30 protein-coding genes are annotated in these 26,396 nt (G+C 58.0%); 12 read left to right on the plus strand and 18 right to left on the minus strand.

Translation table 11 applies throughout. The annotated features are described in order from the left end of the window. Nucleotides 1–45 precede the first annotated feature (45 nt). Entirely contained in the window at nucleotides 46–984 is a 939-nt protein-coding gene (locus ACIQT8_RS09715) for a siderophore ABC transporter substrate-binding protein (protein ID WP_400964909.1), read from the minus strand. On the opposite strand from ACIQT8_RS09715, the gene ACIQT8_RS09720 reads away from it, so the two are divergent. Beyond that, nucleotides 977–1,102, plus strand: coding sequence for a hypothetical protein (locus tag ACIQT8_RS09720; RefSeq protein WP_400964910.1), 126 nt, complete (start codon nucleotides 977–979; stop codon nucleotides 1,100–1,102). The genes ACIQT8_RS09715 and ACIQT8_RS09720 overlap by 8 nt on opposite strands. A 39-nt stretch (nucleotides 1,103–1,141) precedes the next feature. Here ACIQT8_RS09720 and ACIQT8_RS09725 read toward each other — a convergent pair whose 3' ends face one another. From ACIQT8_RS09725 to ACIQT8_RS09745, 5 genes are all read right to left on the minus strand, one after another. Further along, complete coding sequence (locus ACIQT8_RS09725; protein WP_400964911.1) at nucleotides 1,142–1,396, minus strand: hypothetical protein; 255 nt, start codon at nucleotides 1,394–1,396, stop codon at nucleotides 1,142–1,144. A gap of 134 nt (nucleotides 1,397–1,530) precedes the next feature. Next, on the minus strand, nucleotides 1,531–3,048 hold the full coding sequence (locus tag ACIQT8_RS09730) for a tripartite tricarboxylate transporter permease (RefSeq protein ID WP_138791307.1): 1,518 nt from the start codon (nucleotides 3,046–3,048) through the stop codon (nucleotides 1,531–1,533). A gap of 87 nt (nucleotides 3,049–3,135) precedes the next feature. After that, nucleotides 3,136–3,630 carry a tripartite tricarboxylate transporter TctB family protein gene (locus ACIQT8_RS09735; protein ID WP_138791306.1) on the minus strand — a complete coding sequence of 165 codons (495 nt, stop codon included), beginning with the start codon at nucleotides 3,628–3,630 and terminating at the stop codon, nucleotides 3,136–3,138. After that, complete coding sequence (locus ACIQT8_RS09740) at nucleotides 3,627–4,571, minus strand: tripartite tricarboxylate transporter substrate binding protein (RefSeq protein WP_138791305.1); 945 nt, start codon at nucleotides 4,569–4,571, stop codon at nucleotides 3,627–3,629. The genes ACIQT8_RS09735 and ACIQT8_RS09740 overlap by 4 nt, the downstream gene beginning before the upstream one ends. A gap of 300 nt (nucleotides 4,572–4,871) precedes the next feature. Next, complete coding sequence (locus ACIQT8_RS09745) at nucleotides 4,872–5,951, minus strand: ABC transporter substrate-binding protein (RefSeq protein WP_400965397.1); 1,080 nt, start codon at nucleotides 5,949–5,951, stop codon at nucleotides 4,872–4,874. Nucleotides 5,952–6,022: 71 nt separating this feature from the next. Here ACIQT8_RS09745 and ACIQT8_RS09750 point away from each other — a divergent pair, with 71 nt between their 5' ends. Both ACIQT8_RS09750 and ACIQT8_RS09755 read left to right on the plus strand, forming a co-directional pair. Continuing rightward, nucleotides 6,023–6,703 carry a response regulator transcription factor gene (locus ACIQT8_RS09750; protein WP_138791304.1) on the plus strand — a complete coding sequence of 227 codons (681 nt, stop codon included), beginning with the start codon at nucleotides 6,023–6,025 and terminating at the stop codon, nucleotides 6,701–6,703. After that, nucleotides 6,700–8,094, plus strand: a complete 1,395-nt coding sequence (locus ACIQT8_RS09755; RefSeq protein WP_138791303.1) for a sensor histidine kinase — start codon at nucleotides 6,700–6,702, stop codon at nucleotides 8,092–8,094. Before ACIQT8_RS09750 ends, ACIQT8_RS09755 begins: the two co-directional genes overlap by 4 nt. A 12-nt stretch (nucleotides 8,095–8,106) precedes the next feature. On the opposite strand, the gene purU is transcribed toward ACIQT8_RS09755, so the two are convergent. From purU to ACIQT8_RS09775, 4 genes are all read right to left on the minus strand, one after another. Further along, entirely contained in the window at nucleotides 8,107–8,991 is an 885-nt protein-coding gene (gene purU, locus ACIQT8_RS09760; protein WP_400964912.1) for a formyltetrahydrofolate deformylase, read from the minus strand. A 194-nt stretch (nucleotides 8,992–9,185) separates the two neighbouring features. Beyond that, nucleotides 9,186–9,965: a YbaY family lipoprotein gene (locus ACIQT8_RS09765; RefSeq protein WP_400964913.1), complete on the minus strand. Its 780-nt coding sequence runs from the start codon at nucleotides 9,963–9,965 to the stop codon at nucleotides 9,186–9,188. A 136-nt stretch (nucleotides 9,966–10,101) separates the two neighbouring features. Beyond that, the gene (hutX, locus tag ACIQT8_RS09770; RefSeq protein WP_400964914.1) at nucleotides 10,102–10,626 is read right to left on the minus strand and encodes a heme utilization cystosolic carrier protein HutX; all 525 of its coding nucleotides are present in this window, start codon (nucleotides 10,624–10,626) and stop codon (nucleotides 10,102–10,104) included. Nucleotides 10,627–10,636: 10 nt separating this feature from the next. Continuing rightward, nucleotides 10,637–10,984, minus strand: a complete 348-nt coding sequence (locus ACIQT8_RS09775) for an antibiotic biosynthesis monooxygenase (RefSeq protein WP_138791299.1) — start codon at nucleotides 10,982–10,984, stop codon at nucleotides 10,637–10,639. Between the two features lie 188 nt (nucleotides 10,985–11,172). On the opposite strand from ACIQT8_RS09775, the gene ACIQT8_RS09780 reads away from it, so the two are divergent. Genes ACIQT8_RS09780 through ACIQT8_RS09790 form a run of 3 tightly spaced genes read left to right on the plus strand, consistent with a single transcriptional unit; the run spans nucleotide 11,173 to nucleotide 13,930 of the window. Continuing rightward, the gene (locus ACIQT8_RS09780) at nucleotides 11,173–12,066 is read left to right on the plus strand and encodes a hemin ABC transporter substrate-binding protein (protein ID WP_400964915.1); all 894 of its coding nucleotides are present in this window, start codon (nucleotides 11,173–11,175) and stop codon (nucleotides 12,064–12,066) included. Continuing rightward, nucleotides 12,063–13,148: an iron ABC transporter permease gene (locus ACIQT8_RS09785; protein WP_262523246.1), complete on the plus strand. Its 1,086-nt coding sequence runs from the start codon at nucleotides 12,063–12,065 to the stop codon at nucleotides 13,146–13,148. The genes ACIQT8_RS09780 and ACIQT8_RS09785 overlap by 4 nt, the downstream gene beginning before the upstream one ends. Continuing rightward, nucleotides 13,148–13,930, plus strand: a complete 783-nt coding sequence (locus tag ACIQT8_RS09790) for a heme ABC transporter ATP-binding protein (RefSeq protein WP_138791296.1) — start codon at nucleotides 13,148–13,150, stop codon at nucleotides 13,928–13,930. Before ACIQT8_RS09785 ends, ACIQT8_RS09790 begins: the two co-directional genes overlap by 1 nt. Nucleotides 13,931–13,956: 26 nt before the next feature. Here ACIQT8_RS09790 and ACIQT8_RS09795 read toward each other — a convergent pair whose 3' ends face one another. After that, on the minus strand, nucleotides 13,957–14,319 hold the full coding sequence (locus ACIQT8_RS09795; protein ID WP_138791295.1) for a YbaN family protein: 363 nt from the start codon (nucleotides 14,317–14,319) through the stop codon (nucleotides 13,957–13,959). 191 nt (nucleotides 14,320–14,510) lie between these two features. Between ACIQT8_RS09795 and ACIQT8_RS09800 the strand changes: the two genes are divergently transcribed. The 6 genes from ACIQT8_RS09800 to ACIQT8_RS09825 all read left to right on the plus strand — a co-directional run bounded on the left by ACIQT8_RS09800 (nucleotide 14,511) and on the right by ACIQT8_RS09825 (nucleotide 19,103). After that, nucleotides 14,511–14,906, plus strand: coding sequence for a VOC family protein (locus ACIQT8_RS09800; protein ID WP_138791294.1), 396 nt, complete (start codon nucleotides 14,511–14,513; stop codon nucleotides 14,904–14,906). 15 nt (nucleotides 14,907–14,921) lie between these two features. Beyond that, a complete protein-coding gene (gene ung / locus ACIQT8_RS09805) occupies nucleotides 14,922–15,635 on the plus strand; it encodes a uracil-DNA glycosylase (protein WP_400964916.1) in 714 nt (237 codons plus the stop codon). 78 nt (nucleotides 15,636–15,713) lie between these two features. Continuing rightward, complete coding sequence (locus tag ACIQT8_RS09810) at nucleotides 15,714–16,784, plus strand: DUF2218 domain-containing protein (RefSeq protein WP_400964917.1); 1,071 nt, start codon at nucleotides 15,714–15,716, stop codon at nucleotides 16,782–16,784. Nucleotides 16,785–16,941: 157 nt separating this feature from the next. Beyond that, nucleotides 16,942–17,886 carry a VOC family protein gene (locus ACIQT8_RS09815; protein ID WP_400964918.1) on the plus strand — a complete coding sequence of 315 codons (945 nt, stop codon included), beginning with the start codon at nucleotides 16,942–16,944 and terminating at the stop codon, nucleotides 17,884–17,886. Between the two features lie 129 nt (nucleotides 17,887–18,015). Further along, a complete protein-coding gene (locus ACIQT8_RS09820; RefSeq protein WP_400964919.1) occupies nucleotides 18,016–18,630 on the plus strand; it encodes an alpha/beta hydrolase in 615 nt (204 codons plus the stop codon). Nucleotides 18,631–18,710: 80 nt separating this feature from the next. Then, nucleotides 18,711–19,103 carry a RidA family protein gene (locus ACIQT8_RS09825; protein ID WP_400964920.1) on the plus strand — a complete coding sequence of 131 codons (393 nt, stop codon included), beginning with the start codon at nucleotides 18,711–18,713 and terminating at the stop codon, nucleotides 19,101–19,103. Nucleotides 19,104–19,169: 66 nt separating this feature from the next. On the opposite strand, the gene ACIQT8_RS09830 is transcribed toward ACIQT8_RS09825, so the two are convergent. The 7 genes from ACIQT8_RS09830 to ACIQT8_RS09860 form a co-directional block, all read right to left on the minus strand. Then, on the minus strand, nucleotides 19,170–19,754 hold the full coding sequence (locus tag ACIQT8_RS09830; protein ID WP_400964921.1) for a transglycosylase SLT domain-containing protein: 585 nt from the start codon (nucleotides 19,752–19,754) through the stop codon (nucleotides 19,170–19,172). A gap of 198 nt (nucleotides 19,755–19,952) precedes the next feature. Further along, nucleotides 19,953–20,534, minus strand: coding sequence for an NAD(P)H-dependent oxidoreductase (locus tag ACIQT8_RS09835; protein ID WP_400964922.1), 582 nt, complete (start codon nucleotides 20,532–20,534; stop codon nucleotides 19,953–19,955). Between the two features lie 222 nt (nucleotides 20,535–20,756). Beyond that, nucleotides 20,757–22,172, minus strand: a complete 1,416-nt coding sequence (locus ACIQT8_RS09840; RefSeq protein ID WP_400965400.1) for an FAD-binding oxidoreductase — start codon at nucleotides 22,170–22,172, stop codon at nucleotides 20,757–20,759. 1 nt (nucleotide 22,173) lies between these two features. Continuing rightward, complete coding sequence (locus ACIQT8_RS09845; protein ID WP_400964923.1) at nucleotides 22,174–23,487, minus strand: cytosine deaminase; 1,314 nt, start codon at nucleotides 23,485–23,487, stop codon at nucleotides 22,174–22,176. Then, nucleotides 23,487–24,332, minus strand: coding sequence for an ABC transporter permease (locus tag ACIQT8_RS09850; RefSeq protein WP_400964924.1), 846 nt, complete (start codon nucleotides 24,330–24,332; stop codon nucleotides 23,487–23,489). The genes ACIQT8_RS09845 and ACIQT8_RS09850 overlap by 1 nt, the downstream gene beginning before the upstream one ends. Beyond that, on the minus strand, nucleotides 24,332–25,156 hold the full coding sequence (locus ACIQT8_RS09855; RefSeq protein WP_138791284.1) for an ABC transporter ATP-binding protein: 825 nt from the start codon (nucleotides 25,154–25,156) through the stop codon (nucleotides 24,332–24,334). Before ACIQT8_RS09855 ends, ACIQT8_RS09850 begins: the two co-directional genes overlap by 1 nt. A 65-nt stretch (nucleotides 25,157–25,221) precedes the next feature. Next, a complete protein-coding gene (locus tag ACIQT8_RS09860; RefSeq protein ID WP_400964925.1) occupies nucleotides 25,222–26,238 on the minus strand; it encodes an ABC transporter substrate-binding protein in 1,017 nt (338 codons plus the stop codon). Between the last annotated feature and the right edge of the window lie 158 nt (nucleotides 26,239–26,396).

Genomic DNA, 26,396 nt, shown 5'->3' on the forward strand with positions numbered 1-26,396 from the left:
ACGGTCGAACCGGCTGGAGCCTGGAGTCTGAATATTGCGTCTCGGTTATTTCTTGGCGGAAACCGCCGTGTAGACTTGGTCGATCAGCGTCGTCAATGCGGTGTAGCCGCTGGAAACGATATAGGCCGCCTGTGGATCGAGGTAAACAATATGGCCGTTCTTCCAGGCCTTCGTCTGGTGCACCAGTTCATTATCAAGAACCTGCTGGGCAGCATTGCCTTCCTTGCTGGAGCCGACACCGGCGTCGCGGTCGATCACGAACAGCCAGTCCGGATTCTTCTCCAGGAGGTATTCAAAGGAAACGACATCGCCGCCGTGGAAACGGTCGTCGATGTTTTCTTCAACCGTCTTGAAGCCGATTTCCCGGTGTAGCCAGCCAACGCGCGAGTTAGGGCCATAAGCGCCAATCTTGCCCGCATTGGTGACGAGGATCATCGCTGTCCCGGCTTCCGGCGCGAGGGCTTTCAAACGGGCGGCTTTTTCATCGATCGAGGCGTCGAGCTTTTTCGCTTCTTCCTGCTTGCCGAAGATATCGCCAAGCTTTGTGACGTTGCTCTTGACGCTGTTGATGAAGTCCTTGGAATCTACCGACATGTCAATGGCAGGCGTGATCTTGGAAACATCAGGGTATTTGGCACGAGAACGGCCGCCGACAATCACCAGATCCGCTTCAGCCGCGTTGATCGCCTCATAGTCGGGTTCGAACAGCGTCCCGACCTTCAGGTACTTATCGTCCGAATATTTCTTCAGGTAGGAAGGCAGGTTCGAGCCGAGAACACCTGCCGGCTCATAGCCAAGTGCATTCAGGGTATCGAGCGACGGAATATCCAGGACAAGTACCTTCTTCGGCGCTGCTTTCAGCACAGTCTCGCCCTGGGCGTGCTTGATGGTAACGTCTTCGGCGTGCGCCTGAGCCGTCAATGCGCCGATGCCGAAGGCGGCGGCTGCCAGAAGACGGACGGGGAAGGAGAAGTTCATGGCCACGGATGTTTCCCTTGCAAATACCGCACCGGGCAACACGGACTGCCCGGCACTTAACCTGATTTCAAAAATCAGCTTTATTGCCAGAGCGTCAGGAAATCAAAATTATCTTTTAGAATAATTCTGAATTGCGCTCAGTGGAAAAGGGACGTTGGCGTCGTTATTGCGGAGGCCAATCACCGACGATCACGCGGTTTTCAAGCGACAGCGAACGGTCCGGCTGGATGCGGTAGGTTTCAATTGCCAGGCGTCCGTCGCCCATGATGAATTCATGGCTGAGGGTGCTGCCGATCGGGGATTTCGTCAATTTGGTACGTGGTTGCCCGCCATAGGTGATGCTGCCCGGAATCGGTTCAACAGGGGCCGTGGTGCAGCCCGCAAGCGCGAGCATCATCATCAGTGCGGTCCGACGCATATCATTCTCCTTCGACTGCGGTGGACTCTACAACTCTTCTGCGGTTTGCGCGCTGGAAAACTCGCTTGCTGTCGCAACAAAAAAGCCCCGTATCCTTGCGGATACGAGGCCAGTCACCCTGGGAGTCTTTCTTATCAGTCTTCGCTTGCTGCGAGCTGGGTCAGAACTTCACCACGTCCACGAATGCGCATGATGAGCGGGATGATGAAGGCGGCGGCTGCGACGATGAACAGTCCGACCGCAATCGGTGAGGTGAAGAGCACAGTCGGATCGCCCTGACCGATGGCCAATGCGCGGCGAAGCTGCTGTTCGGCAAGTGGTCCAAGGATCAGACCGACAACGGCTGGTGCAATCGGATAACCAAAGATGCGCATGATGTAGCCGAGAACACCGAAGGCGAGCAGCATGCCGAGTTCGAACACCGATGGATTGGCGCCGATGGTGCCAAGCGTGGCGAACAGCAGGATGCCTGCATAAAGCCAGGGCTTCGGAATGGTCAGCAGCTTCACCCACAGGCCGATCAGCGGCAGGTTGAGCACCAGCAGCATCAGGTTGGCGATGAAGAGGCTGGCAATCAGACCCCAGACGAGTTGCGGATTGGTCGCAAACAGCAGCGGGCCGGGCTGCAGGCCATATTGCTGGAAACCGGCCAGCATGATGGCTGCGGTCGCTGTGGTCGGCAGGCCGAGCGTCAGCAATGGCACGAGTGTGCCGGCTGCAGAGGCGTTGTTGGCAGCTTCCGGACCAGCCACGCCTTCAATCGCGCCCTCACCGAACTCTTCCGGATATTTGGTCAGCTTCTTTTCGGTGGCGTAGGAGAGGAAGGTGCCAATTTCGGCGCCGCCTGCAGGCATTGCGCCAATGGGGAAGCCGATCAGTGTACCGCGCAACCAGGCTTTCCAGGAGCGTGCCCAGTCCTGTGCGCTCATCCAGATCGAACCCTTGACGGCCTCCACCTTGTCGGGACCGCTGGCACCCTGTGCGACGATGAACAGCGTTTCGCCGATGGCGAACATAGCGACGGCAAGCGTCGTTACTTCGATGCCGTCGAGCAGGTCAGGAACGCCGAAGCTCATGCGGGTTTGGCCGGTCAACTGGTCGATGCCGATGATGGCAAGCGTGAAACCGATAAAGAGCGATGTCAGGCCACGCAGTGCAGAATCGCCGAAGGCGGACGAGACGGTCACGAAGGCCAGTACCATCAGCGCGAAATACTCACGCGGACCGAATACCAGCGCCAGCTTGACGATGTATGGCGCAACGAAAGCCAAGGCGATTGTGGCGATCAAGCCCGCAACGAAGGAGCCGATGGCGGCTGTTGCCAACGCCGGACCACCGCGGCCTTTTCGCGCCATCTTGTTGCCTTCGAGGGCAGTCACGATCGAGGCGCTTTCGCCCGGCGTGTTGAGCAGGATCGAGGTTGTCGATCCGCCATACATACCGCCGTAATAGATACCCGCGAACATGATGAGCGAACCGGCAGGGTCCAATCGGTATGTCACGGGAAGCAGCAGCGCCACGGTCAACGCCGGGCCAATGCCCGGCAGCACGCCAACGGCCGTGCCGAGCGTGACGCCGATCAGCGCATAGAGCAGGTTCATGGGTTGGGCAGCAACCTCAAGACCGTGCAGCAGGAATTCAAACGTACTCATGGACAGATTTCCCCCTGTCGGGCGGAACGATGGCGCTCATGCCGCGCCTCAGTTCCCTTTGATCGCGAAATTTGGTCGGAATGGCCGTTAGACGAACAGCCGTTCCAGCGGGCCGGCGGGCAGCGAAAGTTGCAGGAGCCGCGCAAAAATGAACCACACGATGAAGCTCAGAACGATCCCGAGCGGGATAGAATACCAAAGCTTGCGTTTTCCGAAGGCGCGGGCCGTAAAGGCGAACAGCAGACCGGTGGCAATCGAAAAACCTGCGACTTTCAGCAGCAGCATCTGCGCGGCAAGACCGGCAACGACCCAGACGACGGGTCCGACTTCCTGCTTGTCACGGGCCGGGAAATCGTTGCGCCAGGCCTCGATGGCTGTCCAGATGGCCAGCCCGATCAGACAGAATCCGATGGCGTAGGGCACGGTGGCCGGACCGACCGGCGAATATCCGGTAACGCTGGCGAGGCGTGCGCTATCCCAGAAGATCACACAGGCAACGGCGACGAGGGCGACGGCGATCAGCAGCGCCGCCCAGTCAGGGCGGCGCTTTTGTTCGCGGGAAGGGTTAAAACCCTGGCTCATTTTACAAGTCCGATGTCTTTGAGGATCGCTTCTGTGGAGGTGGTGTCCTTGGCAAGCTGTGCCTTGAACTCGTCACCGGCGAGATAGGTGTCCATCCAGCCCTTGGTCTTCAGCGTTTCCTGCCACTTGGCGGACTTGGCGAGCTTTTCGATGTCGGCGTTAACAGCCTTTTCCTGATCCGGTGTCAGGCCGGGAGGAGCCGCGACCATACGCCAGTTCTGAACGACGACATCGAGACCGCTTTCCTTCAGCGTCGGAGCATCGATGCCTTCGAGCTTTTCTTCGCTGGAGACTGCAAGCAGGCGCAGCGTGCCGGCCTTAACCTGGCTTTCGAATTCGCCGTAGCTGGAAATACCGGCCGTGACCTGCGAGCCGAGGATCGAGGCAAGCGCTTCGCCGCCGCCGGAATAGGCGATGTAATTGATCTTGGTCGGATCGACGCCAGCCGCCTTGGCAATCAGGCCTGCAGTGATGTGGTCGGTGCCGCCAGCCGAACCGCCGCCCCAGGATACGCTGCCCGGATCGCTCTTCAGCTTCTCGATCAGATCCTTGATCGTCTTGATGTCGGAGGATGCGGGTACAACGATGGCTTCGTATTCACCGGTCAGACGGGCAACCGGGGTCACTTCGTTCAAGGTTACCGGGGACTTGTTTGTCAGGATCGCACCAACCATGACGTAACCGCCAACGATCAGGGCATTCGGGTTGCCCTTCTGCTGGCTGGCAAACTGTGCCAGACCGATGGTACCGCCAGCGCCCGGTACGTTCTGTACCTGTACGCTCTTGGAAATGCCTTCTTCCTGGAGAACGGTTTGCAGCGAGCGTGCCGTCTGGTCCCAGCCGCCGCCCGGATTTGCCGGAGCGATGATCATGTAGTCGGCGGCTGCCGCCGGAAGAGCGATCGCGCCTGCCAGGAATGTGCTGATAAGAAAATGTTTCACTTTAACCCTCCTCAGGATGCCCTTGTTCGTTTTGGGCGTCGTTATGTTTTTATGCGGGAAGGGGTGCCAAAGACGCAGATACCCTGACGCGGCTAAAGCGGCGCTGGCATTTTTGATCTTTGAGATTTCCTCCCACATCTTCTTCCGCCTCCACGGAATGAAGAAGGATTGCAGAGCACCACAGAAAGCTGTCATCTAACTGACGCAACGCAATTCCCTGGTTGTTTACTCTCTATTAATTTCCGCCGCACGTCTACAAAACGATACCGCGCCACCTGTCGCGCGCGATTTTCGGTCAATCTATTGCGAACGGAGTGCTTCATTCCAGCGTTCGATCAGACGGCTTCTCTTGACCTGATCGAGATAGACCATCAGCCCGGGGCTGACGGGAACAGGTCGCAATTGCGCGCCGTGGATCGCCTGCATGGTATTGGCGGTATTTTCTCCCGCCACTTCAGGGCTGACGGCAGGTATCTGCAACTGCCGGGCCATGATCGTCTGGCCCTCTTTCGACATGAAAAATTCGAGATAGCGGCGGCCGAGTTCGGGGTGGGCTGCGGCTTCCGGCACCAGACCTATGCGCGACATGACAACGGTATAGTCCTTCGGCAAAACGATACCGACATCGGGATGGCGCGACGCCCAGTCTGCGGCGTAGGAGCCTAGGATATTGTAGGCCAGCACAAAGCGGCCGTCCGACACCCGTTCCAGAATGGCCGATGACGTTGAATACACCTTCACGCCAGCCGCACCCATACGTTTGATGACGCTCCAGATATCGCCGAACTGTTCCTGGTCGCGTGACATGAACAGAAAACCGACGCCGGACCGTTCGATATCGTAGGTGGCGATGCGACCGTGCACCTCGTTGGCATGCCGTTCCAGATAATCAACGAATTCAGCACGCGTCGCAGGCGGCTTTTCTGATGTGAAGCTTGGCTTGTGGTAGACGAAAACGGCGGGCTCGAATGTGAGGGCGTAGGCGGTATTGCGCCAATTTGCCCAGGCAGGCCAGCTTGCGCTCATCGGCAGGTCGGAGCGCTGCGCATAACCGTCATTGCTGAGCTTCACCTGCAGATCCATTGCCGATGAAAAGGCAAAGTCTGCGGTCTTTTGACCCGCGTCGGTCTCCTTGACGATCCGGTCATAGATTTCTCCGGTCAGCATGTCCTCGTAGGAGACGGTGATATCTGGATTGGCCTTCTGGAAACCCTTGATCATGGGCGTCGCAAGCGGCTCGTCCAGCGAGGAATAGACCACCAGCGTTACCGCATCTGCTTTGCCTGAAAGTGCAGGAAAAAGAACCGGTTCAGCCATTGCCGACAGGCTGGAGCAAAGACAGAGACAGAGGGAAATGACGATACGCATGGAAAAGATCATGCCGCACGTGCTTGCCATTCACAAGCGCCGAGCGCTTGGTTAAGTTCAGGCGACGCTGCGGGAGTAAAGATTTGCGCATATTGCTGGTCGAGGACAATCAGGTGCTGTCGGAGGGGCTGTCTGCCCTTCTGCGCGGCAGCGGTTATGCGGTGGACGTGGTGTCCGATGGTGCTTCGGCCGATGCGGCTATTGCCGTGGAGAGTTTCGACCTCGTCATTCTCGACCTCAACCTTCCGGAAATGGATGGCATCGAAGTTCTGCGCGCGATGCGAGCACGGCAGGATAAGGCAGCGGTTCTGATCCTGACGGCAAGGGGCACGCCGGAAGAACGCGTCAAGGGACTGGATCTCGGCGCTGATGACTACATGATCAAGCCCTTCGATATTGCCGAATTCGAGGCCCGCGTTCGCGTGCTTCTGCGCCGCAACGCCGGTTTGCGTTCGTCTTCGGTCAGTTTCGGCAAAGTGTCATTTGATCTGACGTCGCGCACTTTTTCGGCCGAAGGACGGCCGCTGGACATTCCGGCGCGAGAGGTCGCCTTGCTGGAGGTTCTTTTTCTCAGGGCAGGCAAAGTGGTCGCCAAGGAGGCGATCGTGCAGTCGCTCACCGGATTTGACGATGAACTTTCCGGCAATGCCATCGAGCAATATGTCAGCCGTCTGCGCAAGCGGCTTGGTCCTCACGGGCTGACAGTGAAGACGGCGCGGGGCATCGGTTATTATCTCGACAAGCTGCCGGAGATGGCTGAATGAAGCAGGCCGCCTATTCGCTCCGGCGACGGCTTCTTGGCTGGCTTCTCATTTCAACCGCCATCATCGGCTGCATTGCGCTGGCAGATACCTGGCGTGAGGCGGTGAATACCGCCAATGTCGTGTCCGACCGCGTGTTGTCCGGGTCGGCACTGGCGATCGCGGAACGTGTGGTCGTAGCCGAGGATGGTTCGCTCGAGGTCGATATCCCCTATGTCGCGCTGGAGATGCTGACATCGGCAGCGCAGGACCGGGTATTCTACCGTGTCGACGGGCCGAACGGGCAATTCCTGACCGGTTATCAGTCGTTGCCTTCGGTCGAGAAGCTGACCGGCGATACGCCCGTCTACATGGACGCCGTGTTCCGTGATGAACGCATTCGGATTGCCGCCATCCAGCGCTTTGCTTCGACCGGCATCAATTCTGTGCCGTTTTCAGTGACCGTTGCCGAAACGACGATCGCCCGTAGCCAGTTGGCGCAGGCCATCATCCTGCGTTCTGCGGTTCGCCTGTTGTTGATGATTGTCGGTGCTGCCGTGATTGTCTGGGTGGCGGTGACGATTTCATTGAGACCGCTCTATCGTCTCGGGGAGGCGATTGCCGAGCGCAGCCCCAACGACCTTCACCCCATTGAGCAATCCGTGCCGGTGGAAGTGGAAAGCCTTGTGGAGACCGTCAATTCCTTCATGGTCAGGCTGCAATCGGCACTCGATGCTCTCCGGCATTTTACAGGCAACGCCAGCCATCAGCTTCGCACACCACTTGCCATCATCCGCACGCAACTGGCACTTTCGGCACGTGCAGGAAATCTGGAAGAGGCACAAGCCGCAGCACGCAAGGGCGATGCATCGGTCGCACATGCCGAGCATATTCTGGCGCAGCTTCTGCGGATGGCCAATATCGATGCCGCCGGCTCCGGTGAGAAACAGCAATTCTCGGCCGTTGACCTTGTCGCTTTGGCGCAGGAGGTAACTGCGGATTTCGTGCCGCGTGCGGCGGACGCCGGCATTGACCTCGGTTTTGAAGGGGAGGGCGCTACATTGATTGCCGCTGAGCCACTTCTGCTTGGGGAACTGATCGGCAATCTGGTCGGCAATGCCCTCAACTACGCCGGGCGGGACGCGGAAGTCACCGTGCGTGTCGGCAGGGAGGTGGACGCCGCCTGGCTCGAAGTCGAGGATAACGGTCCAGGTATTCCGGCAGAAAACCGCGCCACTGTGCGGCAGCGTTTCGCCCGTGGTGATGGCAATGTCGCCCCCGGTGCGGGGCTTGGCCTTGCGATCGTCGAGGAAATCGCCGGCCTGTTCAGCGGCCGGCTGGAGCTGGAAGATGGCGCGGACGGCCGAGGGCTGAGAGCGCGGGTGATATTCCCTCAGGCAGTGACGCCCTCTTAACCGCGCAATCTATCAGCCCATACGCTCCGATGCGTAGCTTCCCGGGCTAGGCGGGAAGACGACGGTGCGGTTGCCGTTGATAAAGGTGCGATGGTGGATGTGGGCGTGAATGGCGCGTGCCAGAACCTGACTTTCCACATCGCGGCCCAACGAAACGTAGTCTTCGGCCGACTGCGCATGGGTAATGCGTACCGTTTCCTGTTCGATGATCGGGCCTTCGTCGAGGTCGGCGGTGACGTAGTGCGCGGTTGCACCAATCAGCTTCACGCCGCGCTCGTACGCCTGCTTGTAAGGGTTGGCACCCTTGAACGAGGGGAGGAAGGAGTGGTGGATATTGATGATTTGGCCGGACATCTTGCGGCACATCTCGTCGGACAGCACCTGCATGTAACGGGCCAGCACCACAAGCTCCGTACCGGTGCTTTCGATGAGTTCCATCAGTTGTGCTTCGGCCTTCGGCTTGTTGTCTTTCGTTACCTTGATGTGGTGGAAGGGAATGTCGTGATTGACGACGACTTTCTGATAATCGAAGTGGTTCGAGACAACACCGACGATATCGATGGGCAACGCGCCGATCTTCCAGCGATAGAGCAGGTCGTTGAGGCAATGGCCGAAGCGCGACACCATCAGCAACGTTTTCACGCGCTGGCCGTCGCTGTAAATGCGGGCGTCCATCCCAAATTTTTCGGCGACCGGGGCGAAGCCGTCGGTGATTGCTTCCAGGCTTGCTCCTTCTTCCGAAATGAAGGAAACGCGCATGAAGAACTTGCCGGTCTGCAAGTCGTCAAACTGGGAGCTGTCGACGATGTTGCAACCTTTTTTCGCCAGATAGCCGGAAATCGCGGCGACGATTCCGCGGGTCGATTTGCAGGCTACGGTCAGAACATAGGTCGTCATTCGCTTTTTTCCTCAACAACTTCGCGGCCCAAACGGACAAGAGTGGCCGGCGCGTTCCATAGAGCGTTTTGGTGCCAAATGGAAACGCTCTTTCGCATCGGCGCGGTAGAGCAAATTCATAAGGTGCGAATGACAGCCACACCGTGCCGGAAACGACATGCAATGTCCCGACCAGCACGGTGCGAAGGGTGTTGTCAGGCGCGGCGCAGGCGCATGGTGCGGCGACCACGTCCGTCGAGCAGTTCCAGCGTTCCGCGTCGGGCTTCCAGACGGAAGGAGCGGGTCGCTTCAAGCGCGTCGATGAACTGCCGTTCCTGTCGCATGATATCGGGTGCGCAGGCCATCTGCGTGGAAATCATACGGCCGAAATCGATGCGGTCGCGATTGATCCGGGCTTCGCCGCCGATGCCGTTGCAACCGGCATTGCCGGAGACGCGGCCTCCTCTGGAGATTTCGAGCGTCGCCTGTTTCTGTCCGCGAACGCGTTCCCCCTTGATGTCTTCAACCAACCAGCGGCCCTGGATGCCGACTTCCGTTTCGGGGCGGTCCGGGCCGCCTGCCACACGCTGCAGGACAAGGTCGGTGTTATCGCGTCCACCCGTCAGTACGGAATAGCGGGTGGTGGTGGTGGTAAACAGCAGGCGGTCGCGATCGCGGATTTCCGCACTCAGCGCATAGGAGCGGCGCGGGCGGATATCGCGGTCGTTGTATCGAAGCACGAACGGTACGGGAACCTGTCCGCGTGGGCGAATTGTTGTTTCGGCAATGGTACGGGATGGCGCATCAGCCAGCGAGACGTCGATGAGTCGAACGGTCACGGTGGCGCCCGGCGGCAGGGCGATGCGTTCACGATAGGCAACCGTTCCTCTAAGGTTTGCAGGAGCTGCCGCGACACCACTGGCGGCAAACAGCGGGGCAAGGGCGGCGAGTGCCGTGAAACTGCGGCGGGAAAGCAGGGAAACGCGGTCATTCATGGTGTTTGCTCCGTGTTGGTGCTGATCTCGGCCGCCGTGGCGACCTCATTTCAGCGGATGATAAAAAACGGTGCTGAACGACGGATGAACCGGTAGAAAAAAACCGCCGGGTGTCCCGGCGGTTGCGAAGAGTTCGTTAGTTAGCGCGGAAGGTATCCCGCAACGCTTCGAACTTTGAAAGCTGGCCAGCAAGCAGTTCCTTGTTTTCGTCGCGGCGCACGAAGATCTTGAACATGGCTTTGCCATCGGCGTTCATGAACCAGACGGAACACGAGCGTCGGCCATGGAAACCGCGATCGACAAAGGTGATCGCCGTGCAGCTATCCTTCTTGATGTGGCCACCGATCGGGCTATCGCCGTGGATGTTGAACCAGCCGTGGCCTTCCGTTCCTTCCGGCAGATGGCCGGGAACTTCGAGCACGATATCCTGCGTCTGCACGATCATCAGGACTTCGCCCCAGCTACGGATTTTGTTCCAGATGTCGTTGAACTTTTCTGCTGAAGCGGAAACTGCCGCGCCTTCCGGCAGAATTGCCAGAATTTCCGCCGGTGTTACTTCGGCCTTGGCGGCGATCGCTTCGACAATGCCATCCGGCTTTTCGGCGAGGGCTGCGGCGGCACGCGCCTGACGGTCGTCGGCTGCCTGGGCAAGAGCGCTCATCGTTCCAGCCTCACGCAGCGATCGAGCGGCGTTCGCCGTTCTTGTCTTCGTGAATGATGACGTCGAAACCTTCGAAGTGAGGACCGGACAGATATTCGACCTTGCCGCGGTTTTCGCCGGCCTTGGCGTGGGCGGCGCGGAATTGTTCAGATTTCGTCCAATTCAGGAAGTCTTCCTTGGTGGCCCAGACCGTGTGCGACGCGTAGAGGGTGTGGTCCTCGGCCTTCGGGCCTTTCAGCATGTGAAATTCGATGTAGCCCGGCAACTCGCTGAGATGTGACTTGCGCTCGCGCCAGATGGCTTCGAACGTATCTTCGTAACCCGGCACGACGCGAAACCGGTTCATGGCAATGAACATGGAATTCTCCCTTTAAGCTTCCTGTTTCAGTCAGGATATCGGGGCCCTGCGCACTTGAAAAGGGGCTAGCAACAAAGGAAACAAATTTACTCCACTTAAAAGATTGCGCGGATTATAAACATGTGCAAATAACTCAAGTTAAAAGGCGTGACGAAAGCCGCGCCGCATCGTTTTTTCAGGATTTTGCTATGCTGACGTCTCGCCTCCGCCCCTTCGTTTTCGCTGCCTTTCTGCCCGCTGTGATCGCGGCATCCGCGCCAGCCGCACTGGCGTCCGACAAGGGGAACCCGGAGGCAAAACGCATCGTTGCGGTCGGCGGTACGGTGACGGAAATCCTCTACGCGCTCGGCGCACAGGATCGTGTCGTGGCGCGCGACAGCACCAGTTCCTACCCAGCCGACGCCATGTCGAAGCCGGATATCGGCTACATGCGTGCACTTTCCTCGGAAGGTATTCTGTCCCAGCAACCTGATCTTATCCTGTCCGAAGATGGTTCGGGTCCTGCGGATGTGATCGCTGTTCTCAAGGCAAGTGCGGTGCCGTTCGTCACGGTGGATACGCCGCCTGTTGGAGACGCCATTCCGAAGAAGATCGAAGACGTCGGCGCTGCCGTCGGTCTTCAGGACAAGGCAAAGGCTCTGGCCGCCGAGACAAAGGCTGCCCTCGAGGGGCTGGTCAAGGATATTTCATCTGTGCCGGATAAGGATAAGAAGCGCGTTCTCTTCGTGCTTTCCGCTGCCGGTGGACGCGTAATGGCGGCGGGCAAGGACACCGAGGCTGGCGCGATCATCGAAATGGCAGGCGGCGTCAACGCTGCGCAGGAGATTTCCGGCTACAAGCCACTAACCGATGAGGCCATTATCGCAGCAGCACCCGATGTGGTGCTGACCATGTCGCGCGGTGGCCATGCCACCAACCCGAACGAGATTTTTGCCCTGCCGGCATTCCAGTCCACACCTGCTGCCGCCAACAAGGCGCTTGTCAGCATGGATGGGCTTTATCTTATCGGCTTTGGTCCACGCACTCCAGCGGCCGGCCGTGAACTGGCGAGCAAGCTTTATCCTGAGGTCATCAAGCCGTGACGGTCGCCGCCTTGAGTTCAGCCGAAGAGCATATACCGGGTGACAGATCGCGACGCGCGGTCGTCGTTCTGGTTCTGCTCGTCTGTCTTCTGGTGGTCTCCTGTATCGTGTCGCTCGTGACAGGGCCGACCGGTGTCGGGATCAAGGAACTCTGGGTGTATCTGACGGGTGGCGCAGCAGGGCTCGACGCACGCGAAAAGGTCATTCTCGAAGCGGTACGATTGCCCCGCACGGCACTGGGTCTGCTGATCGGGGCGGGACTTGCCGTCTCGGGTGCGATGATGCAAGGACTTTTCCGCAATCCTCTAGCAGACCCCGGTATCGTCGGCGTCACTTCTGGTGCCGCACTTTTTGCCGTTGCAGCCATTTCGTTGAGTGAAGGCGTACTCGCCTCTGTCGCGATTTTCTTCGGCCCGCATTTCCTGCCATTCATGGCGTTTTTCGGAGGCCTCCTCAATACCTGGGTGCTTTATTTGATTGCGACCAAGGATGGTGCGACCTCCACCACAACGCTTATCCTGGCTGGTATCGCAGTTGCGGCCATCAGTGGTGCGCTGACGGGACTGATGATCTTCGTGGCCGACGATCGGGCGCTGCGTGACATCACCTTCTGGTCGCTCGGGTCGCTCAGCGGTTCGACACCGACCAAGGTGCTGGCAACCTTACCTTTTATCGTCGTCGTCCTCGCGATCATCCCCTTCGTTGCCAAGGGGCTGGATGCGCTAATCCTCGGCGATGCCGCTGCCTTCCACATGGGTATTCCGGTGCAGAAGCTGAAACGCATCGTCATTCTGGCGGTTGCGGCGGCTTGTGGCGCAAGTGTTGCCGCCGCAGGTTCTATCGGTTTCGTCGGGATCGTCGTGCCGCACCTGCTACGGTTGGCGATCGGTCCATCTCACCGTTTTCTGTTGCCAGCGTCGGCGCTTGGCGGAGCCGCGCTTCTGCTGCTGGCGGATAGTTTTGCCCGCACCGTGGCTGCGCCTGCCGAACTGCCGATCGGCGTTGTGACAGCGCTTATCGGCGCCCCTGTCTTCCTCTTTCTGCTGCTTGGTCGTGGCGGCACCTTCATGAGGAACCTCTGATGATCCGGGCTGAAAATATCACGCTCATCCGCTCTGGTCGCCGTCTCCTGGATGGTGTCGGCGTTGATCTGAAACCAGGTAAGGTCAACGTCATCATTGGTCCGAACGGGGCGGGAAAATCCACCTTGATGAAGGTGCTCTCAGGTGAGATGCGCGCTGACCAGGGTGTCGTCGCTTACAACGATATCGACATCTCGGTCTACAAGCCCGCGCAGCTGGCGCGGGTCCGGGCTGTGTTGCCGCAGAACACGCAACTTGCCTTCCCCTTCACGGCGCTGGAAATCGTCCGCATGGGAGCGGTGGCGCAAGGCGCGCTGAAGCCGGAAGATCAGGCTCGACGGGCGCTTGCAAAGGCCGGACTTCGCGGCTTCGAGCAGCGATCCTACAATGTTCTCTCTGGAGGCGAGCAACAGCGGGTGCAATTTGCCCGCGCTTTGGCGCAGGTTCCCAATCCGGTCGAAAATGGCGAGGTTCGCGCCCTGTTTCTGGACGAGCCGACCGCCAGCCTCGATATTGGCCATCAGATCGCGGTGCTGGAAACGGCGCGCGATTTTGCCTCGGCAGGCGGCCTGGTCCTCGCTATCCTCCATGACCTCAATCTTGCGGCGGAATTTGCCGATCAACTTATCGTCATGCACGACGGGCGGGTTACAGCCAGCGGGCCGTCCTTCGAGACGATCAGCGACGATACAATCGCGCGGGTTTACGGCATTGGTGGTGTTGTCGGACGGTTGCCCGCCGCTCATATCCCCTACGTACTTCCACAGTCGCGGCATCGCTGAGGGAGTGCTGCCGCCCCGCGGCACGCTCAAGCGTCCGGGTCTGGCCGGGTGATGATGAAAAGTCCGGAGCCCAGCATCACGGCGCCAACCAGCAAGGCACGCAGCGGTGGCGGATCGCTCAAAAACCAGAAAGCGGCATAGCTCACGGACATTGCTGATATTGCAGCAATTTTCGCTTTTCGGGCAATTGCACCCTTTTCCTTCCACTGCCTTAATGGCGGGCCGAATTTCGGATGGGTGAGCAGCCATCTTTCGAGCTTCGGCGAGGAGCGCGAAAAGAACCATAAGGCAAGCAGCAGAAAGGGTGTGGTCGGCAAAACGGGAAGAAACGCGCCGACGATGCCGGTTGCGACCATAAGCCAGCCAAGACAGAGATATAGGAGGCGCATAAGTCATGCCGATATCATGAGCGCACTACTCATGATAGTGGAATTTCGCGACGTTTGCGTTATCACGTTCTGAGGGGATGCAACTGTCCTGACGTCTTTAAGGGTTGAAAGCACCTCACTCTGTCTTTATCCCGTTGCCGCGATGTCCGGAGCATAACCGGCCACCACGCGGTAAGAAGAAGGAAAACACCATGGCCAAGCTAATCCACTCGATGGTCCGGGTGCTGGACGAAAAACGTTCGGTGGAGTTTTACAAGCAGGCTTTCGGACTTGAGGTTGCGGAACGCGCCGAGTTCGAGAATTTCACTCTCATCTATCTCAGCAATGCCGAGGGCGATTTCGAGCTTGAACTGACGGTCAACAAGGGACGAGAAGTGCCTTACGCTCTGGGCGACGGTTACGGTCATCTTGCTGTCAGCGTTGCAAATGTGGAAGCCGAGCATCAACGCTTTACCGAGCTTGGCCTGTCGGCTGGCAAGATCATCGAGGCCGATTACAAAGGCGCTCCATTTGCAAAATATTTCTTCATCTGCGATCCGGATGGATACAAGATTGAGGTGCTGCAACGCGGCAACCGGTTCAAGTAAGCAAGAGGGGCTTTCATGGCAGAAGCAGGCGTCAAACTGGAAGAAAGCTGGAAACGCGTTCTCTCGCCTGAGTTTGCCAGCCCCTATATGCAGAAGCTGAAAGACTTCCTGCTCGCCGAAAAAACGGCTGGCAAACATATCTTTCCCAAAGGTCCGGAATATTTCCGGGCGCTTGATCTCACGCCGCTCGACGAGGTCAAGGTCGTCATACTCGGACAGGACCCCTATCACGGTCAGGGACAGGCGCACGGGCTCTGTTTCTCGGTGCAGCCCGGTGTCCGTATCCCGCCGTCTCTGGTGAATATCTACAAGGAGCTGCAGAGCGATCTTGGTGTTCGCCCGGTCCGTCACGGTTTTCTGGAAAGCTGGGCAAGGCAGGGCGTTCTTTTGCTCAACAGCGTTCTGACGGTTGAAGAGGCTCGCGCGGCGTCCCATCAAGGCCAGGGGTGGGAAAAGTTCACGGATGCCGTGATCCGTGCCGTCAACGACGAGTGTGATCACGTCGTTTTCCTTCTGTGGGGCTCCTACGCCCAGAAAAAAGCTGCCTTCGTAGATCAGGCGAAGCATCTGGTGCTGCGCTCACCACATCCATCGCCACTTTCTGCGCATAATGGCTTTTTCGGTAATCACCATTTCTCCAAGGCCAATGAGTTTCTTGCGTCGCATGGGCATGAGCCGATCGATTGGCAGTTGCCCGATGTGGCAGGTGGTGAAAAAAACCTTCTTTAGAGGCTCATAAATCTCTTTGCGCTTTGCGGTTGTCGGCATTAAAGATAACCGGACTACAAAGTGAAGGATTTGTTTTTCGTGTCTCTTCTATCCGCTGAAACCTCTGTTGCACTCGCCGATCCGCTCGCCATCGTAAATGCCTTTGAGGACCATTTCGCCGAGCATATGGATATGCGCCGCGATGGCGCGACGGTTCGTTTCAAGGCGGAATACGGTCACGGCAGCTTCAGCGCGGAGGGCGGCCGGTTTGCGGCGCGGGTCAGTTGCGTGTCTGAAAACGTGCTGATGTCCGTAAAGGCCATGGTGGCGGAGCATATCGTTGAGTTTTCCGGCGAGACAGGTCTCGATTTCCGTTGGGTCGGCCATGGCGCGGATCAGCGCGAATTGCCCAATCTCTTCGTCGGCAAGATTGCACGCGCCTATAACCTGACACCCAACATGCGTCGTCTGGTGGTGTCTGTCGAAAACGGCATTGAGAAACTGGTCACCAGCGGCATGCATGTCCGATTGCTTCTGGTTCCCGACCAGGGCCGTGCGCCGGTCTGGCCTTATCTTTCCAAAACCGGAGCAATCATCTGGCCGGAAGGCGAGGATCTGTTGACCCGGCGTATCTATACGATCCGATCAGGTGATATCGAGGGTGGTGAAGTTCATATCGATTTCGTCATGCACGAGGGCGACCACATGCCGGGTGCGCATTTTGGTGCGACGGCGAAACCAGGCGATGTTGTCGGCATTATCGGTGCCAGTGGTGTTTGCCCGGAGGCCGACCGTTATGTGTTTGCTGGTGACGAGACGGCGCTGCCGGTGATGTTGCGGATGGCGGCGGAGATGCCGGCTGGTAAAAAGCTCAGCGTCTATGCGGAGATTGACAACGAGGCAGAGCGTCAGGATGTCGTCTGCGCTGCCGACGTCGAATGGACCTGGCTCTATCGTCGTGGCAAGCCGGCGGGAACATCGGGTCTGATCGAGCAGGCTCTGCGCGGCCATGCCTTCGCAGAGAACCACGATGGTCAGCATGTTTTCGTTGCCTGCGAAAAAAGCGAAGCACGTGCTGCCAAAGCATTTCTGACGGATGAAGTCGGTATTCCCAAAGCCTCGTTGCGGTCTGTGGGATATTGGGCGATGGGCGCGTCTGACGACCACTGAACGGCAGCGTTCAAGACTGCTGCTACGGCTTGGTGCTATTTTGTGAACAATCCGTTCGGATTGTTCTCTCTATACGATCCGATCGTCTTGCCCCATCTTTGGCTCATGAAACACGGACGGCTCCGTTTCGGGAGCCAGTGAGCCAAAGGGGTTTATTATGATTGACCAGATCAAGGGTTTGCACCACGTCACGTCAATGGCTGCGAGCGCGCGCCAGAACAACAGCTTCTTTACCGATACGCTTGGCCTTCGCCGGGTCAAGAAGACCGTCAACTTTGACGCACCGGATGTCTATCACCTCTACTACGGTGACGAAGTTGGTACGCCGGGCTCGGTCATGACCTATTTCCCGTTCCCGCATATCGCTCGCGGACGTCCGGGCACCGGCGAAGTTGGCACCACGCTGTTTTCCGTTCCCGAGGGTTCACTTGGGTACTGGCAGGACCGCCTTTCCAAGGCTGGTGTTGACGGCTTGAAGGCTGATGAGGCCTTCGGCAACAGACGCCTGCATTTTGCCGGTCCTGATGGCGATGGTTTTGCCCTTGTTGAAGTTCGCGACGACGCGCGTCCACAGTGGACAGGCAACGGCGTCGGAGAAGATCAGGCAATCCGCGGTTTCCAGGGTGCCTCGCTTCGACTGCGCGATGAAGGTGCGACCGCTGAGCTGTTGAAGTTCATGGGTTATCAGGAAGTTGATCGTCAGGATGGCGTGCTGCGTCTTGGTATGCCCGGCGGCAATGGTGCGGATTTCATTGATATCGAAACCATGCCGAATATTTCCGGCGCCAAACTCGGCGCGGGCTCGGTGCATCACATCGCCTTTGCTGTCGAAAATCGCGAAAAGCAGCTCGAGGTCCGTAAGGCACTGATGGACACAGGGTATCAGGTCACGCCTGTTATCGACCGTGATTACTTCTGGGCCATCTACTTCCGCACACCAGGCGGTGTGTTGTTCGAAGTGGCAACCAACGAACCGGGTTTCGATCGTGACGAAGACACGGCCCATCTCGGTGAAGCACTGAAGCTGCCAACCCAGCACGCGCATCTGCGTTCCGTTCTGGAAGAGCATCTCGAACCGCTGGACGACGAAAAAGCGGCATAAGGTCCGGCTTTTCGATCACTGGAGACAAACAAGAAAACCGTCGCCCTCGGGTTAGGCCGAGGGCCTGCGCGCCATCTGGACGGATGGCCAAGCCTGAGCATCGGGACGGGAAACGGAAGGATATTATTTATGGGCCAGGACACTTATTTTCACAAAGCTCGGGCAGGGGCTGCGGGCCGACCACTTTTTATCGTGCTGCACGGTACGGGTGGCGATGAAAACCAGTTTTTCGATTTTGGCAGTCGGCTTTTGCCACAGGCCACGGTTGTGTCGCCACTCGGAGATGTTTCCGAACATGGCGCGGCGCGCTTTTTCCGGCGAACCGGGGAGGGCGTCTACGATATGGTTGACCTGCAGCGTGCGACGACCAAACTTGCTGATTTCGTAAGAGTAAACCGTGGTCACTACCAGGCCGGACCGGTCATCGGTCTCGGATTTTCGAATGGTGCGAACATTCTTGCCAATGTGCTGATTGAAGATCCTGATCTCTTCGATGCTGCGGTTTTGATGCATCCGCTGATCCCATTCGCGCCAAAACCGGCTGCCGCCAAACCATCACGTCGGGTGCTACTGACAGCCGGCGAGCGTGATCCGATCTGCCCGGTTCCTCTGACAAAGTCACTTGAAACCTATCTGAAAGCGCAGGGTGGTTCGGTTGAAACGATCTGGCATCCGGGCGGACATGAGATCCGTTCGAACGAGATCGACGCAGTCCGCGATTTCGTGGCGCCTTATTCGGTCTGATAGTCATATTCGGCTTGCGACGATCTCCCGCCTTGCCGATACTGCCGGAACAGTTCGTCCCCCTGTTCCGGTAGTTTTTCATGAGCAAAATGACTTTCAATCCGCCGTCAGTGCGCAAGCCTTTCGGCAATTACAATCATGGTCTTCTGGTGCCGCCTGGCGCGTCGCTGCTGGTCACTTCCGGGCAGCTCGGCATTGGTCTGGATGATGCCGTTCCCGCTGATGTCTCGGCTCAGGCCGAACTTTGTTTCGAAGCGATCAAGGCGATCCTGGAAGACGCAGGCATGACCTTTGCGGATGTCATCCGTATCTCCGGTTTTGTGACGAAGCGCGAAGATTTTGCACCCTATATGGCAGTGCGTGATCGTTATACGCTCGACCCCAAGCCGGTATCCACCCTGATCATCGTGTCGGGATTTACCCGCCCGGAGTTTCTGGTCGAAGTGGAGGTTACGGCCGCCAAGGTCGTTTGATCAATTTGCCGTAGCGTTGAGGGCGCAAACCGCCCTCGCGATCACAACACGATCGCCCTGCTGCTATCAACGATAGCCGCATTTCTGCAGTTGGGCCTCGTAACGCATCGCCATATTGGCGGAACGGCGAGCGGCTTTCTGGACGCCGGAATTATTGCGCCAGCTTCCCTTCGCATAGCCGGCATGACCGGAATAATAGGCGAGGTAGAGGTTGTAGGGATCGTTCAGCGCGATGCCGTTTTCACGGCGGCTCTTGGCGTGATACCAGCCGACAAAGTGAATGGCATCGGTAAAATCGGTGCGGCTGGCGGACCAGCGTCCCGTCTCGCGCTTGTAGACTTCCCACGTACCATCCAGTGCCTGCGCGTACCCGTAGGCTGTCGATTGGCGTTTCCACGGAATGAAGCCAAGAAGCTTGGTGCGCGGCGGGCGGGCGTAAGGCCGGAAGCTGGATTCGGTGTAAATCGTCGCCATCATGACCGGCACTGGTACACCGAACTCACGTTCTGCAGCTTTCGCGTCTCGTTGCCAGTTGTTGAAGATGCCATTCCGCTGCTCGAAGATTGCACAGGCATTGGTGATCTGGGACGGCGCTGTCGCGCAGCCAGCCAGAACAGTCATCAGCAGAACAACGGCAAATACGCCACGCATCACGGAACCCTTTCGTTCCGTCGTTTTTAAATTGGTAACGATTAACGTGGGGTTTTAAGACAAGGTTAATTCAAATGCCGCGCATCGAGGATCTGTTAACCATCTGAAAATCCTTGTGTCGGGGAAAGGGCGCAAGCGTGGAGTGCGAGGTTGTATCTGCCTTCTTTCACGCTTCCGATAGCGCTCTCCTCCGCTCCGTCAGAACTGCTCCATTTCCCGTTTGACCTTTTCCATGAAGGCAGAGCGGGTCTCGACGGTGCAATTGTTCATGTCGTAATGCGCGAGAAATCTGACCGGGGCGCCAAGCTTTATCTGGCCGCGAAGTACACGCTTGACGATGCGTTTGGGTGGGTTGCCGGCCAGAAAGGCGCGCATGGGTGTGGCGCCATAGGTCATGATAGCCGCGAGTTTGCGGATATGTCGGAGCGTTGGCGTCAGCCTGCCATCCTGCAACGCAAAGGATACACCTGGCAGCCATACGCGATCGAAATAGCCTTTGAGCATTGCCGGGAAACCGAAATTCCAGACCGGTGTGCAGATCACCAGCCCTTCGGCCGCAAGCAGCCTTTCGCAATAGGACCGCACCAGATCGGCGTTTTGAGGAACGTCATGATAGACGCGCCTGTCGTGTGCGGACAGAACAGGGTCAAAACCCTCCTCATAGAGATTGCACGCATCGACATCGTGGCCCGCCTTTTTCAGGCTTTCGCAAGTCTGGTGAAAAAGCGCCCGCCCATAACTTTCTTCCAGCGGGTGTGAATGCAGTACGAGAACGCGCATGACAAAGCTCCATGTCATCAGCCGGGCGAACATCGTCCCGGCATGAGGTTGAAAACTTTTCCGCGCCGTTTTCCTGATAAATGACGATCCGCTGTTCGAGCATCTTGCTCTGGTCGCATCGCCGTTCACCCCACCATTTGTCCGGTGCGAAACCCGCGCCTGTTGAGCGAGGGTTCGGGAGTACCTTCGGAAGAAATATATGTGGTTGCAGTTACCTGTTTCTCAGGCCTCCTGTGCTTCCGCAAAGGCGGAAAGTCCCGGGAAAAGGTAATTGGTTCCAGCCTTGAAATCAAAGTTCGGATTTTCCCAGGCGATCATCTTGCCAGGGTTCAGAAGGCCCTTGGGATCAGTTTCCTTCTTGAAGGCAAGCTGCACCTTGTCCGTCTGCTTCATGCCGCCTTCTTCCAGCGTGTAACGATGCGGATTGAAGATCGGGCAGCCATTCTGTTCATGGATGCGAATGATCTCTTCCAGGCGTTCTTCCGTGGTGTAGCGGACCAATGGCAGGCCGGAGCACTGGATGTGGCCGTCAAACTTGATGAACTCCAGATGGCCGATCACTTCGTCGCCGAAGATCTCAGTCATTTTGTGGACCTTTTCCACGTGATCCGGACCAGGATACTGCACTTGCAGATAGGTCCAGGACGGATCGATCTTCAGGGCGCGTAGCGTGGTGTGGTTCCAAGCCAGCTCATAGGCGTGCGGAATGCCCTTCATGCTCTCGACCGTGTCCGAGCGGAAACGGATATCGCCCTTCATTCTTTCGGTAAAGGCAACGAACGGCTCGATGGAATGCGGTGCCACCATGAGCACCACCACCGACTGCCCCTCCTTCAGCCAAGGCTTGTGGCGATTGAAATAGTCAAAAGGAATAGGGGCTGCGATCGGCGCGATTTCCTTGAGAAGAATGCCGTTCTTATGAGCCAGCGCGTCGGCAAATTTTACCGCATCCATGTAATCGTCGTAACCGACAATCACGTCGACCCAGTCATAGGCGGTGGCAAGCGGCATCTCGACTTCGGTGATGATGCCGTTGGTGCCATAGGCGTGGCTGACCTTCTGCAGATCCCAGGCGGTGAGATCGAGTACGCGTGGTTCGGCTTCCATGGTTACGACCCGCAGGCGCAGGATATTGCCAAGGTCGCGCAGCCCACCCCAGGTGATCGAGCCAACGCCACCCGATCCGCCAGCAATGAAACCGCCGATCGTGGCTGTCTGCTTTGTAGATGGGTGGAAGCGCAGCTCCTGGCCGGAATGCGCTTTCGTCTGCTTGTCGAGTTCGGCAATCACGATGCCAGGCTCGCAAATGACGCGACCCGGCTTGATTTCCTTGATCTTGTTCATGCCCGCCATGTTCAGGACGATACCACCGGAGAGCGGCATGGCTTGACCGTAGTTGCCCGTTCCCGTGCCGCGCGGCGTGACCGGTGCGCCATGTGCGAAGGCCACTTTCAGGATGCGGATCACCTCTTCCTCGCTTGTCGGGGTGACAATGAGGTCGCCGATCACGTTGTCGAGCTGGGCTTTCAGCACCGGCGAATACCAGTAGAAATCGCGGCTCTTCTGTCTCACCAGCGCCGGGTTGTCCTCAACGGCGATGCCCTCCAGCTCCTGCTTGATCTTGGCGTAGTCTACCATCTTATCGGTCCAGTATCGGGTCAAGGTCACGGTAATCCGGCAGGCGACGGTCGATGCCCATGCCATTCCGCATCACGATGCGGTCAGCCTGCGGACGGGAAAGAAATTCGCTCCAACGCCTCGCGCTGAACAATACGAGATCGGCGGGGCTGCCTACGCGGATACGACCGATATCGGCGCGGCCGAGACTGTCGGCAGGCGAGGTGGTCACGATACGCGCGGCATCGTCGAGCGGATGGTCGAGATGCAGGATGCGCACCGCTTCACGGAACACTTCCACCGGGTCCAGGTCGCCATAGGCATAGAAAGGGTCGCGCGTGTTATCGGAGGAAACGGCGGTTCTGACACCGGCCGCAGCCAGCTCCTTGAACAAGGTCACGCCGCGCCATCGAGGTGTGCGGCCTTCATGGCGATCCTGCAGATACATGTTGCACATCGGTAGCGACACGACATTCAGGCCAGCCTCAGCGACCTTGTCGATTACGGCTTTCGCGACGTCGTCGTCCTGCCGCGCCAGCGAGCAGCAATGACCAACGGTGACCGCCCCCTCGAAGCCGTTGCGAAGTTTTGCTTCGGCCACGGCTTTCAGTGCCAGAACCTGCCTGTCTTCTGTCTCGTCCACATGCAGGTCGATATCGAGGCTGTTGTCAGCAGCCGTGCGGAAGAGGAGATCGAGGCGTGCGTCGAGATCAGGAGACATCTGCGGCACACCGCCAAGCAGGCCGTCGTGACGTTTCACCACAGACACAAGATCGTTGAAGTAGCGCTCGTCGAAAATCTGGTCGGTCGGAAACAGTGCTACGGCCTGGAGCGCGATCCGGTCCTTCCAGTCCTCCTGCACTTCAGCGAAGACCTCGAAGGAAATACGGTGCTGGGGCGCTATACTGTCAAGATGGGTGCGCAACAGCTTTGTGCCATGCGCATAAGCCGAACGCAGCGAAAACTCCATACGGGTTCGCACATCTTCGGCTGACCAGTTCGCCTCACGGTCGGCTCGCACATTGTCCAACGCACCCATGAACGTTCCATCAGGATTGCGACGGCGATCCCAGATATGACCTTTGTCGATATGGGTGTGCATCTCGACAAGGCAGGGCCAGACCATGCCGTCGCGCAGATCGGCTTTTGGCAGATCGGCGGGCGTCATGCCAGGCGGAAGGATTGCCGCGATTTTTCCCCCGTCGATGACCAGGTCGGCGCTTACAAGGCCCTCACGCTCGCACGCTTCGAAGCCTTCTACCGTCACGGCAGGCAAGGTGGCGTTGGTCAGAGCGAAGGCTGATGAATCGGGCAATGTCATGAAGGCGGCAGTCATCAGTTTTCCCGTTTCAGGCTGCTTTCATGCCACCGGTGCAATGAAAGCCATGAGATGAAGGAGGTGATGGCGAAAATCGCCACGCCAAGACAGGAAAGCAGAAGAAGTGCCGCGAAGAGGCGCGGAATATTCATGCGATATTGCGATTCCAGCAGGCGGAAGGCCAGCCCTGAACCTGCACCAGCCGACCCGGCCGCGAATTCGGCAACCACGGCAGCGATCAACGCCAGTCCACCGCCGATCCTCAGGCCCGTCATGAAGTAGGGCAGGGAAGCAGGCAGTTTCAGATACAGCAATGTCTGCCAGCGGGATGCGCCGTAGAGGTCAAAGAGGTTCAGAAGATTGTGGTCGACGCTTTTCAAGCCCTGCACCATGTTGGAGAGGATCGGGAAAAACGCGACCAGGAAAGCACAGATCAGCAGCGCGACCTGGGTGCTCGGTGCATAGATCAGGATCAGCGGTGCGATCGCAACGATCGGGGTTACCTGAAGAATGACGGTAATCGGGTAAAAGGCGATCTCGATCCAGCGCGATTGCACCAGGAAGATGGCGATACCGACCCCGCCGGCCAGCGCCAGTGCGAGCGAGGCCATGGTGATCTTCGTTGTGACCCAGAAGGCCGGGGCGAGTGTTCCCCAGTCATTGAAGAGCGAGGCGACGACGGCAGCCGGGCCTGGCAGAATATAGGGTGGTACGCCGCTGACCTTGACGCCCACATACCAGACAAGAACCAGCACAGCGACGACACCGATCGGGACCAGCGTGCGCAGAATGAGTTCACCGCGCCGTTCAAGGAAGCTTTTTTCTTTTGCTTGCGGCAATGCCGCTTCCTGCGTTTCGGACATCAGTGTTCTCCGTTGCCAATGGCTTCGAGAAGCATGGTGGAAACCTTTTCGCAGGCGAGGCGATAGTCTTCCGAGGTGCGGTAATGGGCGTCGCGCTCCATGGCTGTCACCAGCGGAAAATCGGCATGAACGCGGCCGGGGCGAGCTTTCATCACCACGATGCGGTTGGAAAGATAGGCAGACTCATAAACGGAATGGGTAACGAAGATGACGGTGATGCCGGTCTCGCGCCAAAGCCTCAGCACGTCGTCATTCAATTTCTGGCGGGTGATCTCGTCTAGGGCCGCAAAGGGCTCGTCCATGAGCAGCAGCTTGGGCTTGGTCACCAGTGCGCGGGCAATGGAAACCCGCATTTTCATGCCGCCGGAAAGTTCGCGAGGGTAGGCGTCGGCAAAGTCCTGCAGGCCGACCGTCGCCAGCGTTTTCATGATTTCTTCGCGGGCGGCGGCCTTGGACACCCCACGTAGTTTCAGCGGCAGATACACGTTGCCGAATACCGTCTGCCAGGGCATCAGCGTCGGTTCCTGAAACACGAAGCTGATATCGCCTTCCGGCAAACCCCTTGAGTTGATACGAGAGCTTGGCCAGTCGATCGAACCGGTGGTGACGTCGCCAAGACCGGCGATGATGCGCAGCGCCGTCGACTTGCCACAACCGGATGGGCCGAGCAGGCTGACGAATTCACCGCCTTCAACCGTCAGATCCATATGGGACAGGGCCACTGTACCCGAGGAAAAGGTCTTCGAAACGGACTTCATGACGACCAGAGGCCGCTTGCGGGATTCTGCCGGAAGGCTTGTGGCGGCTGGGGACGAAACGCTCATCTTCACTCTGGAATTGTGATGCCGGACAGACCCGCCACGTTGGGACGCCGCGGGTCAGGCTAGTCTTATTTCTTCAGCGCCATGCCGACGCCCTTGCAGACGAATTTCGTCGTGTAGGCTTTTTTGTAGTCCAAATCGGCAGGCTCCAGGCCGATTTTCACGACTGCATCGAAGAAGGCCTTGTAACGGTCGTCGGTAATGCAGCCGATGCCCTTTTCAAGCGCGTCGCCGGATTCAAGAATGCCGTATTCCTTCATCTTGGCGATGGAGAAGGCGATCTGCTCGTCCGTCATCTCCGGATTGTCTTTCTTGATGAGGTCGTTGGCAGCCTTGTTGTTGCCGTAGAGATAGTTGTACCAGCCTTCGAGCGAGGCATCGACGAAGCGCTGCACCATCTCGGGGTTTTCTTCGACCGTCTTGGTCTGCGCGGTAATCATCGTCGAATAGGGCGTGAAGCCCGCATCTGCCAGCAGGAAGACTTTCGGTGCCCAGCCCGCCTGCTTTTCGATTTCGTGTGGTTCAGACGTCAGATAGCCCTGCTGTGCGGAAGCCTTGTTGGTGATGAAGGGGCCTGGATTGAAAGTATAGGGCTTGTATTGCTCGTCCTTGAAGCCGGGGTAGTTCTTCTTCATCCATTCGAAATAGGTGGCATAGCCTTCCTTACCCATGAAGATGGTGTCGAGCTTGGCAAGATCTTCGAATTTCTCGACGCCGGCATCCGGGTGGGCGAGAAGCACCTGCGGATCTTTCTGGAAAATGGAGGCGACGCTGGTCAGCGGGATGCCTTCCTTCACCGCGTCCATATCGCCAAGCTGGCCGCCCATGTAGAAGGTCACCTTGCCGGCGATCAGCAGTGAACGGTTGGCGGCATTCGGGCCACCCTGAACGATGGTGACTTTCAGGCCGTGTTTCTCGTAAGTTCCGTCGGCAACGGCCTGGTAAAAGCCGCCGTGCTCCGCCTGTGCCAGCCAGTTCGTGCCGTAGGAAACTTCGTCCAGCGCCAGTGCCGGCGCCGTTGCGGCAATGGAGCCACAAAGCGCCATGCCCGCCAGAAACACGTTTTTCGTCAATCCATTGGTCATGTCTTGTTGTTCCCCTGTTAAACCTTGCGGCATCGTGAGAGCCTGTTTTGTTGTCTTCATTTGATCGTGCGTATCGCGCATTGAAAAGCATCAAAATTCGTGCACATTGATGCCTTAAAAGCATCGTTTGAATGTCAGCGTACAAATGATGCGATACG

The organism is Agrobacterium sp. NPDC090273, from assembly GCF_044772305.1.
Classification (GTDB): Bacteria; Pseudomonadota; Alphaproteobacteria; order Rhizobiales; family Rhizobiaceae; genus Agrobacterium.

Coding starts and splice junctions, on each gene's coding strand:
- ACIQT8_RS09720 (WP_400964910.1), top strand. CDS start 977: ATGGCCACGGATGTTTCCCTTGCAAATACCGCACCGGGCAACACGGAC.
- ACIQT8_RS09725 (WP_400964911.1), bottom strand. CDS start 1,396: ATGCGTCGGACCGCACTGATGATGATGCTCGCGCTTGCGGGCTGCACC.
- ACIQT8_RS09730 (WP_138791307.1), bottom strand. CDS start 3,048: ATGAGTACGTTTGAATTCCTGCTGCACGGTCTTGAGGTTGCTGCCCAA.
- ACIQT8_RS09735 (WP_138791306.1), bottom strand. CDS start 3,630: ATGAGCCAGGGTTTTAACCCTTCCCGCGAACAAAAGCGCCGCCCTGAC.
- ACIQT8_RS09745 (WP_400965397.1), bottom strand. CDS start 5,951: ATGATCTTTTCCATGCGTATCGTCATTTCCCTCTGTCTCTGTCTTTGC.
- ACIQT8_RS09755 (WP_138791303.1), top strand. CDS start 6,700: ATGAAGCAGGCCGCCTATTCGCTCCGGCGACGGCTTCTTGGCTGGCTT.
- purU (WP_400964912.1), bottom strand. CDS start 8,991: ATGACGACCTATGTTCTGACCGTAGCCTGCAAATCGACCCGCGGAATC.
- ACIQT8_RS09765 (WP_400964913.1), bottom strand. CDS start 9,965: ATGAATGACCGCGTTTCCCTGCTTTCCCGCCGCAGTTTCACGGCACTC.
- hutX (WP_400964914.1), bottom strand. CDS start 10,626: ATGAGCGCTCTTGCCCAGGCAGCCGACGACCGTCAGGCGCGTGCCGCC.
- ACIQT8_RS09775 (WP_138791299.1), bottom strand. CDS start 10,984: ATGTTCATTGCCATGAACCGGTTTCGCGTCGTGCCGGGTTACGAAGAT.
- ACIQT8_RS09780 (WP_400964915.1), top strand. CDS start 11,173: ATGCTGACGTCTCGCCTCCGCCCCTTCGTTTTCGCTGCCTTTCTGCCC.
- ACIQT8_RS09790 (WP_138791296.1), top strand. CDS start 13,148: ATGATCCGGGCTGAAAATATCACGCTCATCCGCTCTGGTCGCCGTCTC.
- ACIQT8_RS09795 (WP_138791295.1), bottom strand. CDS start 14,319: ATGCGCCTCCTATATCTCTGTCTTGGCTGGCTTATGGTCGCAACCGGC.
- ACIQT8_RS09800 (WP_138791294.1), top strand. CDS start 14,511: ATGGCCAAGCTAATCCACTCGATGGTCCGGGTGCTGGACGAAAAACGT.
- ung (WP_400964916.1), top strand. CDS start 14,922: ATGGCAGAAGCAGGCGTCAAACTGGAAGAAAGCTGGAAACGCGTTCTC.
- ACIQT8_RS09815 (WP_400964918.1), top strand. CDS start 16,942: ATGATTGACCAGATCAAGGGTTTGCACCACGTCACGTCAATGGCTGCG.
- ACIQT8_RS09820 (WP_400964919.1), top strand. CDS start 18,016: ATGGGCCAGGACACTTATTTTCACAAAGCTCGGGCAGGGGCTGCGGGC.
- ACIQT8_RS09825 (WP_400964920.1), top strand. CDS start 18,711: ATGAGCAAAATGACTTTCAATCCGCCGTCAGTGCGCAAGCCTTTCGGC.
- ACIQT8_RS09830 (WP_400964921.1), bottom strand. CDS start 19,754: ATGCGTGGCGTATTTGCCGTTGTTCTGCTGATGACTGTTCTGGCTGGC.
- ACIQT8_RS09835 (WP_400964922.1), bottom strand. CDS start 20,534: ATGCGCGTTCTCGTACTGCATTCACACCCGCTGGAAGAAAGTTATGGG.
- ACIQT8_RS09840 (WP_400965400.1), bottom strand. CDS start 22,172: ATGGTAGACTACGCCAAGATCAAGCAGGAGCTGGAGGGCATCGCCGTT.
- ACIQT8_RS09845 (WP_400964923.1), bottom strand. CDS start 23,487: ATGACTGCCGCCTTCATGACATTGCCCGATTCATCAGCCTTCGCTCTG.
- ACIQT8_RS09850 (WP_400964924.1), bottom strand. CDS start 24,332: ATGTCCGAAACGCAGGAAGCGGCATTGCCGCAAGCAAAAGAAAAAAGC.
- ACIQT8_RS09855 (WP_138791284.1), bottom strand. CDS start 25,156: ATGAGCGTTTCGTCCCCAGCCGCCACAAGCCTTCCGGCAGAATCCCGC.
- ACIQT8_RS09860 (WP_400964925.1), bottom strand. CDS start 26,238: ATGACCAATGGATTGACGAAAAACGTGTTTCTGGCGGGCATGGCGCTT.